General features: G+C 37.8%; 15 protein-coding genes. 5 read left to right on the top strand and 10 right to left on the bottom strand.

What is annotated here, in order from left to right:
* Positions 1-206 precede the first annotated feature (206 nt).
* Positions 207-830 (bottom strand): NAD(P)-dependent oxidoreductase, encoded by a 624-nt coding sequence (locus ACFQZ9_RS26915; RefSeq protein WP_498946456.1) that lies wholly within the window; start codon positions 828-830, stop codon positions 207-209.
* Positions 831-1,145: 315 nt separating this feature from the next.
* Between ACFQZ9_RS26915 and fumC the strand changes: the two genes are divergently transcribed.
* Entirely contained in the window at positions 1,146-2,525 is a 1,380-nt protein-coding gene (gene fumC / locus ACFQZ9_RS26910; protein WP_498946455.1) for a class II fumarate hydratase, read from the top strand.
* Positions 2,526-2,600: 75 nt separating this feature from the next.
* Here fumC and ACFQZ9_RS26905 read toward each other — a convergent pair whose 3' ends face one another.
* On the bottom strand, positions 2,601-2,810 hold the full coding sequence (locus ACFQZ9_RS26905) for an alpha/beta-type small acid-soluble spore protein (protein WP_026574432.1): 210 nt from the start codon (positions 2,808-2,810) through the stop codon (positions 2,601-2,603).
* 325 nt (positions 2,811-3,135) lie between these two features.
* Here ACFQZ9_RS26905 and ACFQZ9_RS26900 point away from each other — a divergent pair, with 325 nt between their 5' ends.
* On the top strand, positions 3,136-3,306 hold the full coding sequence (locus ACFQZ9_RS26900) for a hypothetical protein (RefSeq protein WP_498946454.1): 171 nt from the start codon (positions 3,136-3,138) through the stop codon (positions 3,304-3,306).
* 36 nt (positions 3,307-3,342) lie between these two features.
* On the opposite strand, the gene ACFQZ9_RS26895 is transcribed toward ACFQZ9_RS26900, so the two are convergent.
* From ACFQZ9_RS26895 to ACFQZ9_RS26860, 8 genes are all read right to left on the bottom strand, one after another.
* Positions 3,343-4,452 (bottom strand): ABC transporter ATP-binding protein, encoded by a 1,110-nt coding sequence (locus ACFQZ9_RS26895; RefSeq protein ID WP_198312814.1) that lies wholly within the window; start codon positions 4,450-4,452, stop codon positions 3,343-3,345.
* Between the two features lie 110 nt (positions 4,453-4,562).
* Entirely contained in the window at positions 4,563-5,468 is a 906-nt protein-coding gene (locus ACFQZ9_RS26890; protein ID WP_498946453.1) for a PucR family transcriptional regulator, read from the bottom strand.
* Positions 5,469-5,562: 94 nt separating this feature from the next.
* A complete protein-coding gene (locus ACFQZ9_RS26885) occupies positions 5,563-5,775 on the bottom strand; it encodes a hypothetical protein (protein WP_498946452.1) in 213 nt (70 codons plus the stop codon).
* A 53-nt stretch (positions 5,776-5,828) separates the two neighbouring features.
* Positions 5,829-6,035 carry a YheE family protein gene (locus ACFQZ9_RS26880; RefSeq protein ID WP_498946458.1) on the bottom strand — a complete coding sequence of 69 codons (207 nt, stop codon included), beginning with the start codon at positions 6,033-6,035 and terminating at the stop codon, positions 5,829-5,831.
* Between the two features lie 96 nt (positions 6,036-6,131).
* Entirely contained in the window at positions 6,132-7,307 is a 1,176-nt protein-coding gene (locus ACFQZ9_RS26875) for a YheC/YheD family endospore coat-associated protein (RefSeq protein ID WP_498946450.1), read from the bottom strand.
* Positions 7,304-8,665 carry a YheC/YheD family endospore coat-associated protein gene (locus ACFQZ9_RS26870; RefSeq protein ID WP_498946449.1) on the bottom strand — a complete coding sequence of 454 codons (1,362 nt, stop codon included), beginning with the start codon at positions 8,663-8,665 and terminating at the stop codon, positions 7,304-7,306. Before ACFQZ9_RS26870 ends, ACFQZ9_RS26875 begins: the two co-directional genes overlap by 4 nt.
* Positions 8,643-9,746 carry a YheC/YheD family endospore coat-associated protein gene (locus ACFQZ9_RS26865; protein WP_498946448.1) on the bottom strand — a complete coding sequence of 368 codons (1,104 nt, stop codon included), beginning with the start codon at positions 9,744-9,746 and terminating at the stop codon, positions 8,643-8,645. Before ACFQZ9_RS26865 ends, ACFQZ9_RS26870 begins: the two co-directional genes overlap by 23 nt.
* A 3-nt stretch (positions 9,747-9,749) precedes the next feature.
* Positions 9,750-11,123 carry a YheC/YheD family endospore coat-associated protein gene (locus ACFQZ9_RS26860; RefSeq protein WP_498946447.1) on the bottom strand — a complete coding sequence of 458 codons (1,374 nt, stop codon included), beginning with the start codon at positions 11,121-11,123 and terminating at the stop codon, positions 9,750-9,752.
* A 204-nt stretch (positions 11,124-11,327) separates the two neighbouring features.
* Between ACFQZ9_RS26860 and ACFQZ9_RS26855 the strand changes: the two genes are divergently transcribed.
* From ACFQZ9_RS26855 to ACFQZ9_RS26845, 3 genes are all read left to right on the top strand, one after another.
* Positions 11,328-11,675, top strand: a complete 348-nt coding sequence (locus ACFQZ9_RS26855; protein WP_133332743.1) for a YlbF/YmcA family competence regulator — start codon at positions 11,328-11,330, stop codon at positions 11,673-11,675.
* Positions 11,676-11,923: 248 nt separating this feature from the next.
* A complete protein-coding gene (locus ACFQZ9_RS26850) occupies positions 11,924-12,793 on the top strand; it encodes a Cof-type HAD-IIB family hydrolase (protein WP_498946446.1) in 870 nt (289 codons plus the stop codon).
* Positions 12,794-12,912: 119 nt separating this feature from the next.
* Positions 12,913-14,424, top strand: a complete 1,512-nt coding sequence (locus ACFQZ9_RS26845; RefSeq protein WP_498946445.1) for a coproporphyrinogen III oxidase — start codon at positions 12,913-12,915, stop codon at positions 14,422-14,424.
* The last annotated feature ends 343 nt before the right edge of the window (positions 14,425-14,767 follow it).

The raw sequence follows: 14,767 nt of genomic DNA, 5'->3' as shown, positions 1-14,767 counted from the left end.
GTTTCTAAACTATATTTGGTCATAATTAAAAACTGCACCTCCAATTGTTATTTGTGTCTAACAATTGGGGTGCAGTTCATTTTGATTAAGTCCTCTTTTTTATAGGCTGTGTAAAAGGATACTGTTGATTTTTAAAAACGTTGATAGGAGCGAGCATCCTGGAACGGAAATCAACAACTAAGTTTAACAGAGGTTTTTTATAAAAACTAATAAGTCAACCCCACCCGAAAACCAACAAATTCCTCACGAAACAATTGCTGATAGGCAAAATCGCCCGTATCAAAAACAGAAATAGAAGAAGGATTTTCCGGAAGAACATCTTTTTCATAGCGGTATTGCCCGATTCTTTCTCCAAGCGGTAAATAGGTCGGGCAGACAACCGTCCAATCAAGCCCGGATTCTTTCAAAATAAGATAGGCACGTAAATGCTCCTTTGCATCCCGGGTTGTTTTTCGTTTTGATTCCTTTGATTGAAAACGATAAAGATGCGGTGCAGAACGAGCTTGGAGAATTCCGGCAGTACCAATCGTTACGATACGTGTAATCCCTTTAGTTTTCATATGTTTAATTATCACCGGCATGGAATCAGATAGCGTAGTTGTATCATCTGTATTCAAGGCACTAATCACTACATCCGCACCTTTCATGACCTGAGCGATTTTGATCTCGTCTAATGCATTCCCCTCGATCATCGAAAGCCGGGAATCCTCCTTTAAGGATAGTTTATCTGGATTTCTTACAAGTGCTTGTACATCATGTTGGTCGGAAAGGGCGTTAGCTAAAATAATCGAACCCACTCTCCCTGTTGCTCCAAAAAGGCAAATGTTCACGAAAAGTTCACTTCCTAACCTAAAAGTTGTTGATATTTATCACAGGATTACGCTGTTTCCTATGATACCTTAAAATTGTTTAAGTATATTTATAAGGAGGGACATGTGTATGTCTGAGTATTCTGTAGTGCTGACAATCGGAAGTTTTTTAATCCTATCCTATTATATTATATATACCATCGTGAAAGCATAAGGCTGCAGACAAAATGTCTGCAGTTTTTTAATTTAACACTAGCCCCCTCCAACACTTTTATAAATAAAATGGATAAGAATGGGAATATATATGTAGAGGAAAAAATAAGTGAGGTGGGTTTTTTGGAGAATTTCAGAATTGAAAAGGATACACTAGGAGAGGTTCATGTGCCTGCGGATAAGTTCTGGGGGGCACAAACACAACGCAGTAAGGAAAATTTTAAAATTGGAAAAGAAAAAATTCCATTAGAAATGGTTTATGCTTTAACCTACATAAAAAAAGCAGCATCAATGGTAAATGGGCAACTTGGTAAGTTGAATGAAACAAAAATGGAGGCCATCAAGAGTGTATGTGATGACATCCTTAACGGGAAGTACGATGAGCATTTTCCTCTGGCAGTCTGGCAGACAGGAAGCGGGACTCAAACGAATATGAATGTAAATGAAGTGATTGCGAATCGTGCAAATGAAGGGCTCAAAGGGGAGGGGAAAGCTGAGAAAATACATCCTAATGATGATGTAAATATGTCACAAAGTTCGAATGATACTTTCCCAACCGCCATGCATATTGCCGCTTATAAGAAAGTAATTGAGCATTTAATCCCTTCGCTTCAAGAACTAAAAAACACACTAGAGGAAAAAGAGAATGCCTTTAAGGGATTAGTTAAAATTGGGAGAACTCATCTTCAGGATGCAACTCCACTAACATTAGGCCAGGAAATAAGCGGCTGGAGAGCGATGCTTGAAAAAAATGAAAAAATGATCACGGATGCCTGCCATTATTTACTTGACCTAGCGATTGGTGGTACAGCAGTAGGAACCGGTATCAACGCACATCCCGAGTTTGGAGCGAAAATGGCTGAAAAACTTTCAGAGCTGACGGGGCATCCCTTTCGCTCCTCACAAAATAAATTTCAGGCTTTAACCAGTCATGATGAAATTGTTTTTGTTCACGGCTCTTTAAAAGCACTTGCAGCCGATTTAATGAAAATAGCCAATGATGTAAGATGGCTTGCCAGCGGTCCAAGAAGCGGTATCGGTGAAATCAGTATTCCTGCTAATGAGCCGGGAAGTTCGATTATGCCAGGGAAGGTAAATCCTACTCAAAGTGAAGCCTTAACAATGCTTGCCTGCCAGATTTTTGGTAATGATGCTGCTATCGGCTTTGCTGCAAGTCAGGGGAACTTTGAATTAAATGTGTTCAAACCAATGATTATCTTTGATTTAATTCAGTCGATTACATTACTTTCTGACGGAATGCGCTCCTTTAACGAAAACTGTGCAAAAGGATTAGAGGCAAATGTAGAGATAATTAGGCAGCACGTAGAAAATTCGTTAATGCTGGTCACAGCATTAAATCCGCATATCGGTTATGAAAAAGCTGCAGAAATAGCCAAACTAGCATTTAAAGAAAACACCACGCTCAAAGAAGCTGCCGAAAAAACAGGTTATGTTTCGCCAGAACAATTTGATGAATGGATTAGACCGGAAAAAATGGTCTAAAATGAAAGCCCCCTCTTCGAAAGAGGGGGCTTAGCCATATTATTTATTTTTTTTATTTACCAATTTACCTTTTGATTAACGGTTGAATGCGCCGCCGCCAAGTTGGGATTCAGCCATTGCAACAAGACGCTTTGTGATTTCTCCTCCAACAGATCCATTTGCACGAGAAGTAGTATCTGCTCCAAGATTTACGCCAAACTCTGATGCAATTTCATACTTCATTTGATCAAGTGCCTGTTGAACGCCTGGTACTAAAAGTTGATTAGAGTTGTTGTTACTTGCCATAGTTGAATAACACTCCTCTTAATAAATTTGGGGTCAGTATGGAATTGAACCATAATGGTTGAACCATTGCCTCCTTGGCCTAACCCATCGTTAAAAGTTTTGCGTGTGTTTGTGTTTCTGTGTTGCTTTGTATTCTCTATTATGTTTAAAAATGAGAAGCTTATGCGAATGATTGATTGGTAATTTATTCCACTATTTTTGTATTCCAAAAGGAGCAAACTAATTTCATCTTATAACTTAAAGGGTGAGAGCTATGTCAGTGTGCCCGGTATGTAATGGATTACGGGAAGTATACTTACTATGCACGAATTGTGGAGATTCTATGTTGGAAAGTGGAAGACTAATGGATTTTTATGATGATTATAGTCCATATATGGAGATTGATCTAATGAAAATGGAAGATGGATATCCGGATACTAATTCAGGGAATAAATGTCCTCATCTTTATCGATGTCCATCCTGTTTAGCCGATACGGTAGTATTTATAAAAGAATAAGCCCGTAAAAAACGGGCTTATTCGAAAGAAGATTTATTAATCATTATTTGGACGAATACGGAATTCGTTGTCGACATCAAAGAAATGTGCTTTATTTAAATCAAATGCAAGTTCAATGGTATCTCCTGGTTTAACATCAGCGCGTGAATCAAGTCTGGCAACGAAATCCTGTTCGCCGATTGTAGAATAAACCATTAATTCCGCACCTGTTAATTCAGCCACATCCACTTTTGCAGAAATTTTTGTACCGGTAGAAGCTTCAATAAATACTGGCTCATCATGAATATCTTCCGGACGTACCCCTAGAATGATGGATTTTCCGACATAGCCTTGCTCGCGAAGGTATTTCATTTTACCCTCTGGAACAGCGATGGAGTTTTTGCCAATGACAAATTTTCCATCTTCAAGCTTCCCGCTTAAGAAGTTCATGGCTGGTGAACCGATAAAACCGCCAACAAAAACATTTTCCGGTTTCTCGTAAACTTCCTTTGGTGAACCAACTTGTTGGATAATACCGTCTTTCATGACGACAAGGCGAGTCGCCATTGTCATTGCCTCGGTTTGGTCATGGGTTACGTAAATCGTTGTCGTGTTAAGTCGACGGTGAAGTTTTGCAATCTCTGCACGCATTTGAACACGAAGCTTAGCATCAAGGTTTGATAATGGCTCGTCCATTAAGAATACCTTTGCATCACGAACAATTGCACGACCTAGTGCAACACGTTGACGCTGACCACCGGAGAGCGCTTTTGGTTTACGAGTTAAATAAGGCTCTAGACCAAGGATTTTGGCTGCTTCTTTTACACGGCGATCAATTTCATCCTTTGGAAACTTACGAAGTTTCAAGCCAAACGCCATATTATCATAAACGGTCATATGTGGATATAATGCATAGTTTTGGAATACCATGGCAATATCACGATCTTTAGGAGCAACATCATTCACTCGCTTGCCATCAATGAAAAAATCTCCCTTTGAAATTTCTTCTAAACCGGCAATCATACGAAGCGTTGTTGATTTCCCACAGCCGGACGGACCTACGAAAACGATAAACTCTTTATCATCAATATGAAGGTTAAAGTCTTCAACTGCAGTAACCTTATTATCATAAATTTTATAAATATGGTCTAATTTTAACTCAGCCAATTGAACTGCCTCCCCTAATCGATTTATTCTATTCTCAGTTTACAGAGAAAGGGGAAAATTCGATATAGACAGGTTGCACAAAAAATGAAAACGCTTTTTTGGGCAGTATGTTACTTTCGTTGATGCTCGAAGAGTAAACAGGCTAGAAAGACAGTAAAGGCACCGAAAAAATCCTTTAATTGAATCCCTGTTTTTTCGATAAATTTATCGATTCGGTACTGAAGCGTGTTTCGGTGAATATATAATTTTTTTGCAGTCAGGCTGGCATTTAAGTTATTTTCTAGAAAGGTTTTAATCGTTATATACATATCAGGGTCTTCATTAAATATTCCTGACAATTCTTGATGAATCATCTCTCGGAGTGTATCTGGCAGCTGAACGGTTAAAAAGGATGGAAAAACTCGCTGAAAGGTAAAAAAGTTGCTTTCTGACAGATGATTTTGCCCAAATGTAAAGTATTCTTTTTCCCGCAAAAATTGCGAAGAAAGTTCTTTCGTAAATAGCGTGAATTTCCCTATATAAAAAAATGGTTTTGCGTAAAAGTCACTTTCAAGGGTTTCGGACATCGAAAATAAATCTTTCTCTGAAAGGGACATTTGGTTCTTTTCTTCTATCACAATTCCACTGTTCCCATTTTCCCAAATGATGATAACATCATCTGAAAAAAATCCCTTTAATGCAGATTCAATCTCGGTTTGGTCCAAGTCACTTCCTTTAAAGTGGAAATGGATAAATCTGATTTGGATATCATGATCACAGGATGGAGGTTGTCCATTTATAAATAAAAATTCATACCATCGTTTTGAAAGATCACTTGACGGGATAATAGGAAATTCAATCCATTCATAAAGCGACTTTAGCAGCATGAATTCCTGGTCGGTTAAGGTTCCTTTTGGAATACCTATCCATTCATTTTCATGTCTGTCATAAAAGACATGAAATGGTTCGGAAGGACGTTCAGGCTTTTTCGGAAATAAAACTGCGCCATCATACAAAGGCAATAATTTTCTCAACATCATTCATTTCCCCGTATTTACGTATTTTTATGATTTCTTTTTATTATAGCAGTTCATTAAAAAAGGCTGCACCGAAAACGGTTCAGCCAGGATCTTAATCACATTCATAAGGCGGTGCTTCCTCGACGAGGTCACGGGCTTCTTCAATATTGGTGGAATCGTAGCGGGCATGAACAGATCCGCCAGACATTCCTTCATTCATCATTCGGTCGATATCAAGATAAGCCTTGTCGCGCCCTTCAAATTCTAAATCTGTGTTGGTTACATTGTCTTTGTCTTTTTTCAAGACTATCGCTCCCTTTCCCATTTTCTCCTATTTAGTTTGTGGAAAGGTCTCATTTTCATACGTAAAAGAAAAGATTAATGATCATACACATGATAAAGCATGAGCTCATGAACCTGACTAGTCAGCCATTCAATCTCTTCTTGTAACGGGGTGACAAGAGTCCATTCGATTTTCCCTGTTTGATTATAAATTCCTGTATATCTTTGTTTTTTATAGTAAAAGGAAAAACTCCAGCCGGGAATATTTTGATTTTTAAATAGCGGTTTAAACTGAAAGTGCATGAGCAAGGTAATCATCCCCTCAGGTAAGTTGTCCCTTTTAGCTTACCTTGTTCATGGGAGGAAGGAAATACTGAATTTGTGGAAATATTAAAAAAGTTAAAAATTAGCGATTTGGTAAAATAAGCTGCAAAGTTTTTCAATTTTCTTGGTTTCTATTTCTGTTTCATCAAAGCTCATTGGTTTTGAATTGATTTCATAGAGATAATAATTACCGGAATGGCTGACACACGCATCAATGGAAAATTCACCAAAAAACCCAAGCTCATCCGATAGAACCTTTCCAGCATGCTTAACAATTGTTTTAATAAATTCATCGTGTTTATTCGTTTGGAGGAGCTGATAGGGGAGAAGTCTGCCGCCTAGCGGAACATGGGTAGTGAGATCCTGATGATACGATTGGCGGATTCCAATCCCTGTAACTTGATAATCATTTTGCACTGCATGGACGAGAATTCGAAAATCAAAGCGATTCCCTTCAAATTGGGCGGAGTCAATCTCTTCCTGTGCCAAATAATGCTTTGAGGTTAGTTCCTGCTCCCAGTGCTCCCAAAAGGCTTGAAAAGTGGGGAAGTTTTCATTTATTTTTAGGCCCTGAAGAAAGATTTCATTATTTTCAATTAGTTTTAAACGGTAAATTCCTTTTCCTTTCGCTGATTGAGCTGGTTTTAAATAAATATTTCGATGTTTTTGAAGAAATGAAAACAGGTCATTTTTTGGGAATGCCAAAATCGTTTCAGGCAAAAAATCTTGGAGAATCGGATGATTTTTAAAGAGGAAATAAAGTTCAGATTTATCGATAAAGCATGGGTTGAAGAATGGGATATTCTTTTCCTTCAGGATTTGGAAAACATGTTGACTCTGATCAGACTGTTCAGATTTTCGAAAAGGTATTCGATTATAGACCAGATCAGGGAAGGGGGCAGTAATTTTAATCCAATTCTCTTGTGCAGGAAGGAATGTAAATCCTTCGATAGAATCATCGTGAACTCCTTCGGATGTAAAGATAAAGCTTATTCCACCTTGTGAAATAAGCTTTTTTTGGAGTTCTATAAAAAGGGGCCCATTTCCGGTAATTGACCCATTTCTTTTTTGAGCTGTCATGATTCCAATGAGCGGCCCAAGATGATTATTTTTTATCCCCAATTCAAAGCTCAAATGATCCGAAGCGGCTTGTTTGAAGCAAATCGGCTGTTTCTCTCCGCCAAGTGTTACGGTCCCGTCCATCTCACCTTGATACCACTGTGTCGCAACTGGGTCAAAGTAAATTTTCATTTGAATAATTCCTCAGGATGTAAAATGGATTGTTCGGTAATAAAAATAGCAAATGCAAGGGTAAGTTTCCGGGTTAATAGGTCAAATTCCTCCAAATCGGGATGATTGAAGATCGATCTTCCTGGTTTCGAATTGGCTTCAAATAGCCAAACGTCCCCATTCCGGTCAATTCCTAAATCGAAGCCAATTTCCCCAATAATACCTTCGATATTATGTTCGAGGGCCTCACTTAACATTAGGGCTGCACGGGAGAGTTTTTCGGTATAGAGTTCACTTTCTTCCCCAAGGAAAATTTCCTCAAGTGTTTTAATATCCCCACCGCTCCTCTTATGGGTTGTTACACTGCCGAGGCCAGCAATTTTTGCAGCAATGGCTGTTACCTGCCATTTTCCTTCCTCATCCTTATTGGTGTGGACACGAAAATCAACCGGCCGTTTCTCGTGTCGAAGCAAATGAATTCCCTGTTGTACCAGCATTTTATCTAAACGTTGATTGGTAAAAACATGAGGAAATAATTTTTCAAGACTTGAGAATTTCCGTAGTCGATTTACGAAGTCCTCATCCTGATAACGGCAAAAATACTCGCCCGTATGTTTATCATAAATAATTTGATGGACACCCAATCCAAGACTCCCATTTTTCGGTTTGATATAAACATGCCCATATTTGGCCAGCATCGTTTCAATTAAGGAAAAGGATGTAAACGGGATGGTTTCGGGCAAAAAGTTTGCTGCTAAACCATCCTGCTGGAGTCTTTCATATACATCAAGTTTATTGAAAAAACCCGGATTATACCAGGGAATTAGATAATCCTTTTGAAGCCTTTCTTTCACTTTAATTAATTTAGGGTTCCTTTCGCTTTTGCGATTTGGAAGACGGTCATAAATGACATTTGGGAATGGAACATCAAAGGTTTGCCATGTATTTTTGTAGTAAAAATACCCTTTAATGAGTCCCTGCTCCCAATCTATATGTTGTTCACCAAACACAAAAGGCAGGGCCCCTGAATTTTTAACCGATAGAAGCTTTGTAAATAGCTGTGTTCTCTCTCCCATCGGCTGTGAAGGAAAAGATGTGAAGCCAGCCGTGAAAATCCCAATCAGTGGACCGATATGAAGAGTTTGCTTATCTAAAAAGACATGCATCGGAACAGCCAGGTCAGGTAAAGACAGAGCTTCCTGGATGGCTTTACTAAGAACAATCCGATCATTCTTATCAGGATGCGGGAAAAAATGAACCTCGATTGATTTGGAACCGAAAGCCATTTTATTGATCGCTTTTCCCTTCAAGAGGGAAGGGGGACAGAAAACAATCTGTTGGTTGTTTTGAGCAATCTCAATTCGATAGTGTTTTCTCATATAAGTTCTTCCTTTCTTGTAAATCAGACTGAGAAAGGTATTTTCCATAGAGAAGCGGCGCAAGGTCAAGAGTTTCTTTTAAGTCTTTCTGGGTCTGTAAGAGGACCTTTCTTCCGGGTTTTGAATTCATATCCAGAATCCATAGTGAACCGTTTTTCGCAAGTCCAATATCGACACCGATTTCAAATAAAGGTAAAAACTCTTTTTCAAGTAATGGGGGAAGATGTGTAATAATATATTCCAACTCACTGCAAATAAAGTCTTTATTGTGGGCCGGTAAGGTGGAGAGCCATGTGGTAAAGTCAATGGCTGAACCGCCGGCACTTAAGTTTGATAGGATTCCGCCGGTGGTTCCGACTCGAACTCCTTTGCCGCGTTCAGCCCATATCCCATTTTCGTCCTTTTGGATAAAAATGCGGATATCAAAGGGCTGAAAATCATCATTATATAGCTCTAAATATGGTTGATATAGGTATTTGTGCTGCTTCAATAGGGTCTTTAACCATGCCATTAATTTTGCCTCATTTGGAAAAATACGTGATATGATTTTTTTATTTTTTTCTGTTTTGACATGGAAGGTTTTGTCATTCTTTTTTAGATAATAAATACCATAGCCTTGTGAGCCATTAATTGGCTTTAAAATGATTTTCTTTGTTTTATCCAGTTCTTTTAACAATCCTGTAATATCATTTACCGGGTTTGATTTCGGTAAATAAGCGGATAACATTGAACTTCGTAATGCTTCGTAGAGGTCTAATTTATTAGGCAGACCATATCCTAAAAAGGTAATATCATCCCTGCTCTTTAACCAGGATACAATGGGCAAGCATTGCTTCGAATGCTCATCCTCCCCGTAAAAGCAGCGATCATATAATATGGTTGGGATTGGAAATTCACATTCTACCCAACTGTTTATCTCTGAATCAAATTTTTTTCCTTTTACTTGAAGGGTATGGGGATGGATTTGGGAAGGGATAAAGCGGAAACATTCTATACCGCAAGAGTGTGCTTTTGCTGCAATTCCATCAAGATAGGAAGTTTCACTATCTATATTTAATGTCATAATACCTAATGCAATCAAAGATTATTCCTCCTTTTTAAGAGGGGGTTCAAAGGTAAGTTTTGTGCAAAAGCGGATAATTGCTTTTGCAGAAGGGCGAATTTTCCTGTTCCCATCCTCAAAGTTTTTCGACGGTTTGGAATTCACTTCAATAAGCCAAAGCTCTCCGTCATTGTCCACTCCTATATCGATTCCAAGTTCACCGGTAATTCCAGGGGAATACCGGCTGATGGTTGTGGCTGTATCAATCGAAAGTTTTTTCATTTGCAAAATAACCGTAGCAGCCTTTTCCTTTTCAATTCCGGTACATAAGGCCTGAAGAGGCTTCATAATGGTTCCGCCTCTGGCAATATTGGATACAAACTCTTCTTCATGTGAAATTCGTGCTACAAGGGACGTAACTGACCAATTATTCTGGATATTTTTATGGCATAAGGCTCTAAAGTCCATTGGACAGGATTCTCTCATCATAAGATGTATTCCTTGCTGGATAATATAAATTCTATTACCTTGAATCATTTTTATTTGTTTATAAATATTTTCGATGGAGTCATTTGCTAAAATTTTATTTGACACTGCCTTTATAGAAGTTTTCAAACTATATCCGTTTTGATCGTGAGTTAATCTGAAAATATTTTTTCCTTGACTCCCGTGGATGGGCTTGATAAAGACCATATCATATTTTTGTGTGAATTCTTCAAGATTTTCCTTCGTGAAGATTTTTGTCTCCGGTATATAGGAGTGCAGGGAATTTTCCTGGATTAATTGCTCATATACATCCCATTTGGAAAGAAATCGGTCGTTAAAGATGGGGATCTTTAATTGGTCAAGTTTTTCACGAAAGCGTCCAAATTGGCTTGATTTTTCTCGCTTGCGTGAGTGTATTCGATTGTAGACCACATCCGGTAAGGGAAGTTTTTTTGGAACCCATTTTCTTTCTTCTAGGTAATATCCTTGATTCGAGAATTCATCATCGGAAAAAACATAAAAAAATCCACCTGCTTCAGAAATACCATGATGAAGCTCCTCACAAAATGTATGGATTGAACGAAAATTAGGTTCTTCCTGGTTTTTAAAATTAAAATCGGTTAAAAGCCCAATAATCGGTCCAAGAAACAAAGTGTGATTCTCTACATCAAATTTTGCTTGGAAGGTATAATGTTTTACAGGTAAGCAAAAATCTTGTATGAAAACTTCCGAAAGAGATATTTCATTTTCCGCCATTTCGGTCGTTTGAATTTTTGTTTTAATGGTTTGTTTCCCTAATGATAAAATTAATTCCCGCTCTCTTTGTAAATGTAATTTTTTAAATAATTGATTCGACAAATAGATATGATTGTCGGCCTCGCAGGCGGGTTTCCTGGGGGTAATAGTGATTTTGGTTAGGATTAGGGACATGATCACTCCTCATTTACTGAAGAATCGGTTAAAGTAAAACTTGACGGGGTAAATAGGCATTAGCTGATATAGTATCCTATGTAAATACAATCCAAATTGTGATTTAACTAAGAAAGGACACGGGAGTTAGTGACATTCTCGCTTTATTGGGCATAGTTTGATATAGTTGAATGTAATTGTTGAATGGTAAAGGAGTGGAAAGAAGTGGCAGTTAATTTATATGATGCAGCATATGCATTAGAAACATCCATTCGTCAAAGTGATGAATTTGTACAATTAAAGCAAATGTATAATGAAGTAAATGCTGACCCGGCAGCGAAACAAATGTTTAATCAATTTCGGGAGATTCAAATGAATCTTCAGCAAAAGCAAATGATGGGACAAAATATTTCTGAAGCTGAGGTACAACAGGCCCAAGCAACCGTCGCTCATGTACAACAAAATGAAAAAATCGCCCGTCTCATGCAGGCTGAACAAAGAATGAGTATGATTATCGGGGAATTAAACCAATTAATTATGAAACCGTTAGAAGAACTCTACGGCAAAATGTAAAATGTTTAAAAAAAGCATTCAGTGATTAAAACTGAACGCTTTTTTTATTAAAAAGGCTGTGTTAAAAGACAATGTTGATTTTTTAATTCTGTTGATTGGAGTGCGTGGAACGGAAATCAACAGGCAAGTGTTCAAAGCTTTTTATTTCAAAAAAATAAATCCTCTGCTTTCCCCTTTGTTCTATAAAGTGGTAAAAAAACATAAATGTGATATAAGGGTAATTTCACCAAAGAACAGGGGGCAACATAATGATTTATCGCTTGCTTGCGTTAAATATTGATGGCACACTTCTTCAATCAAATGGGAAGATTCAAAAATCAACAAAGGAAGCCATTGAATATGTTGGGCAAAAAGGGATCTATGTAACACTTGTGACCTCAAGAAGCTTTCCCTCGGCACGTAAAGTTGCCAGGGCTTTAAAAATAAAAACACCATTGATTACCCATCAAGGTGCCTTTATATCTAATGTACTTGAAAAGCCTATTTACGTGAAAAGAATCACCGAAGACATTACCTATGACACTGTACGTTTGCTAGAAACGGTCCCATGTCAAATCCGGCTTGTCCATGAACAATTTTCATTAGCCAATAAATTAAAGCTTCACAATAATTTATTAGCAAAAACTGTTTTTACTTCTGGTGACCCTGTTTTCTATTCTCAGCAATTTGTGCCGTCATTAAGCGAATATTTGCATGATCAACCAGTAACACCGCCAAAAATTGAAGTTTATTTTGAAACCGAAAGTGACTTGAAGGATGCAAAAATAGCACTGGAGAAAATGTACACAGAAATTGATATGATTGAACTGGATTCCCTTCGTTTAGATATCGTTCCTGCAGGAGTTTCGAAATTAAGTGGATTGACTTATCTTGGTCAACAACTAGGGATTAGTAAAAAAGAAATGGTTGTGATTGGTGAAGGTATGGATGATATTCCACTCATTGAAGAAGTGGGTCTTGGGGTAGCAATGTGGAATGCCAGCTTCGAAGTGAAAAGAGCTGCGGACTGGGTAACACGTTCTCAAAACGAGAATGGGGTTGCCTACATGGTCAAAGAACATTTCAGAAAGCAGCAGCCAATTGAATTTTTGAGGAAAATGAATATTATCAAAAAATAATTTTTGAAGGTACCAAGGTTATAACTTTGGTATCTTTCTGTTTGCAATGATTTCCATTATATTGACCTTGAATTATTGATTTTGTACACTTAAGGAAGTTTAATTTGAGGTGATTGTTTTTGAGAATATCAATTATTGGGTTAGAGGATACAAGATTTGACCGGCCGCTCCAGTTGATAGCCAATTTGTTTTTTGAAGAATCATTGATTCTAAAAGAATATGATGAAAAAGCAGATATAAGCATAAAGTTTTCGATGCAAATAAACGAAATTGTGACAGTCTCGGCTGAATTAATCAGCCTTTCCGGAAAAAAGGTGACGGCAGAATACGAAAAAGAACTGCTGCCGGGTGTTTCAGATAAAGAAACCTTTAAACAAATAAAGAATGCAGTTGCCCATGTTTATTTAACGGTGCTGCAGGACTGTACCGGAATAATTCAAAAATGGGGGATTTTGACAGGCGTCAGGCCAACGAAGTTGCTCCATCGTAAAGTTCAAGAGGGGATCCCTAAGGAACTTGCCCATCAGCAGTTAAAGGATGATTATCTGATTACCGATGAAAAAATCAACTTAATGCAGCAGATTGTCGATCGGCAGTTGTCGGTCGTACCAGATTTATATTCACTGCAAAAAGAAGTCAGTATTTACATTGGGATACCGTTTTGTCCGACAAAATGTGCTTACTGCACCTTCCCGGCCTATGCCATCAATGGCCGCCAGGGGTCAGTAGATTCTTTCCTGGGTGGGCTTCATTATGAAATGAAGAAAATTGGTCAATGGTTACAGGAAAAAGGAATTCGAATTACGACAGTATATTATGGCGGAGGAACTCCGACAAGTATTACAGCAAAAGAAATGGACATGCTTTATGAAGAAATGTATGAATCATTCCCTAATGTTGAAAAAATTCGTGAGATTACGGTCGAAGCCGGACGCCCTGATACAATTACTCCTGAGAAGTTAGAGGTATTGAAAAAGTGGAAGATTGACAGAATTAGCATTAATCCTCAGTCATATACTCAGGAAACGTTAAAAGCAATTGGCCGGCACCACACTGTAACTGAAACAATTGATAAATTTCATTTAGCGCGTGAAATGGGGATGAATAATATCAACATGGATTTAATTATCGGACTACCTGGAGAGGGTCTGCCGGAATTTACCCATTCACTCGCAGAAACAGAAAAACTGATGCCGGAATCTTTAACGGTTCATACTCTGTCTTTTAAACGTGCTTCTGAAATGACTCAGAATCGGGAGAAATACAAGGTTGCCGAACGCGCTGAAGTCGAGAAAATGATGGGGCTTGCGCAAGTTTGGACAGATGATCATGGGTATGTACCGTATTATTTATATCGTCAGAAAAATATTCTAGGAAACCTTGAAAATGTCGGATACTCGCTTCCGAATCAGGAAAGCATTTACAACATTATGATTATGGAGGAACAACAGACCATTATTGGTATTGGCTGCGGTGCTGCAAGTAAATTTATCGACCCTGTTACTGGGAAAATTACACACTTTGCCAATCCAAAAGATCCGAAAACCTATAATGACAGTTTTGAAGCCTATACAGAAGATAAGATTAAAATCTTAAATGAGTTATTTACGGAAAAAGGGTCCCCTGCATAAAACTTGCAAGGGTCCTTTTTCTTTTAGGCTGTGTTAAAGGTGATGTTGATTTTTAAAACAAAGTTGATTGGAGCGGAAAGCAACAACCAATTTAAACAGAGACTTCTTGTGAAAAATTGCAATAGGCTTTTAAAATCAAAAAATAATCCATAAAATCAAAGAAAAATCCAGAAAATAATCAAATGGATAGAATAATCTGGAAGGTGATATTCAGAATTTTTATTGTTTTTGAAAAACAATCCTCTATATAACCTTACCAATTCTTAGATAAAATAAATATTAAGAAATAGTAATTTCCTAAAGCACTAAATCATTACAAAGGGAATTGAAAACGTTCCCAATT

This window comes from Neobacillus sp. GCM10027624, assembly GCF_042675345.1.
In the GTDB taxonomy this organism is placed as follows: domain Bacteria; phylum Bacillota; class Bacilli; order Bacillales; family Cytobacillaceae; genus Neobacillus; species Neobacillus cucumis_D.
This window is presented reverse-complemented; position numbering and strand designations above follow the sequence as displayed.